This is a genomic window from Bacillus sp. AFS012607 (assembly GCF_002558005.1).
GTDB lineage: Bacteria > Bacillota > Bacilli > Bacillales > Bacillaceae_G > Bacillus_A > Bacillus_A thuringiensis_S.
This window is the reverse complement of sequence record NZ_NTVM01000049.1, coordinates 1-2,033: the sequence shown is the minus strand read 5'-3', so window position 1 is coordinate 2,033 and position 2,033 is coordinate 1. Positions and strand designations below refer to the sequence as shown.

Genomic DNA, 2,033 nt, shown 5'->3' with positions numbered 1-2,033 from the left:
CATCGCTATCAAGCTAAGCTTATGCAAAATTAATTTTAGACGAGATTGTTTCTTTTTTCTAAAGGGCAAGTGTAGGTGATTGAAAGATTTGCATACGAAATAAACCCTAACGGGTTTCACTTTTTTGAATTAAGCGGCTTGATTATCAGACAGGGTACAATTGTAAACGACACCTAGTATATCAAAGACCGTTTTTTTCTCATATCGATGAGATTTCCGCCCGTTTTGCTGTAGGAGGTTGAACAGGCGAAGTAACACCCTTGATAGCTCTTGGGTGTTTTTTTGTATAGTTTGGAATAGAAGAAGAAAATAGTCTTTAATCATATATATGGCTTTATACTCACTAAGCTCTCGTTTTTTCTTCGTGAGGAGCAATTGACGCATTTGAAACATGATAGAAGAACAGAGTAGAATCGCAATCAATTGACCATATAAATGGCACTCCAATCGTTCTGGTTTTATTTTTTTACAATGATGAATTTGAAAGAATGATTTCCACGTTTTAAATAAAATTTCGATTTGCCAACGCAAAGAATACCAGTCATGTACCTGTCCCATTGGGACAATATCTGTAGGGGTGTTTGTCATATATACATTGATACCACTGAGTCGTTTACTACGAGGAGAATACTTCATTCCTTTCTTTTTTTCTCTTATAGCTTGATCTTGTAATCGTTTTTGTTGTTGTTCTTTTGTTAGTCGATGAACAATCACACGAGTTGGGACTTTATCAGTCATTCCTACATAAGCGTTGGATATTTCGCATGTTTGTCCTGGCTGAAGAGAGTTCATTAAAACCTCCATATCTATCTGGATATACTCTGTACTTTTCTTGATTCTGCCATCTTGAAAATAATCAGGGCTAGGATTCTTTTGATAAATACGTGTATTTGATTTGATACGTGAGATATAATAAGCCTTTTTATCTTGTATATGTTGAAGATCTTTCAAATGAAAATAACCTAAATCTCGGATACATAAATCATTCGCTGCTACATTTGGGACACACAGAGAACCGTAGGTTCGATCATGTTGTTTACCTGGACCAGTATGAATATGTAGGAACTGTCCACTTAACAAATCATACTCAAGTTGAATTTTTATCCCAGCTGTATGGCTGCATCCTCCTGCACCTGGATAAACGAATGTAAAGGGATCTGGGAGTTGAAATGCTGTTGAATCTAAAATACGAATACGCTTGAAAACAGAGTTGTATGGAGAAGAAATTGGCATAGATGAGGCCAGTTTTTGGGTTAGTAGTTCAGCTAATAGGTGTTGTAAAAATTGGACAGCCGCTTGATTAAATCGTTGATTCAGCCCCTCAGGACTGATGAGCACTTCTGTCGATGCTTCCAAGCAGCTAGATAACTGAGTTAAAGAAGTCGTAGCGACATTTTGGCTCATCCATACACATAAAGCGACTAAATCTTTTTCTTGGTATTTACTGGTTCGTTGTACAAAACCAACATCTCTAGCAAGATCTCGTAAGATATTTGGAGATAAAAAGCTTTGAATCTCTTGAGCAAATAGTTGTAATTCATCGGATACAGAAATAGACATACAAAACGCCATCCTTTCCTATGATTCTACAGAAAGAATAGCGTTTTTTTCTTTTTATGGATACATTTTTTTAGCTCGATAGCGATGTGGTGTTACCTCAAATATAATTATTTTATTTGAAGGTCTCTTTTAAATTTTTATCAAATCTTTTCATAGGTTGATATACAAGGACGTGTAATGATAAACCTATCACTGCAGTAATGTTCAAAATAATACTTATAATCATTAAAGACCATTCTATAACTGGAGAAAAGTATCCGTTCGTGCTTAATGTAGAAGAACTGATACCTAGTAGTAAAATCACTATTAGTAAAGGTAAGTTTTTAACCAATTTGAATCCCCCTTTTAAATATAATATCTTTATATCATTATATCACACTAGATTATGTAATTAATATAAGATAGTTATCTATGAGAATTTAACGTATTTTCTCTTTTTTGGGGTGACCTACTTCTTTAGCTTGATAGCGATG

At 34.6% G+C, this 2,033-nt stretch carries 2 protein-coding genes; both read right to left on the bottom strand.

Annotation, left to right across the window (positions count from 1 at the left end; translation table 11 throughout):
* Window positions 1-129: 129 nt before the first annotated feature.
* A complete protein-coding gene (locus CN409_RS29895; protein ID WP_097982216.1) occupies window positions 130-1,560 on the bottom strand; it encodes an IS4 family transposase in 1,431 nt (476 codons plus the stop codon).
* Between the two features lie 112 nt (window positions 1,561-1,672).
* Window positions 1,673-1,891: a hypothetical protein gene (locus CN409_RS29890; protein WP_000240399.1), complete on the bottom strand. Its 219-nt coding sequence runs from the start codon at window positions 1,889-1,891 to the stop codon at window positions 1,673-1,675.
* Window positions 1,892-2,033: the final 142 nt, after the last annotated feature.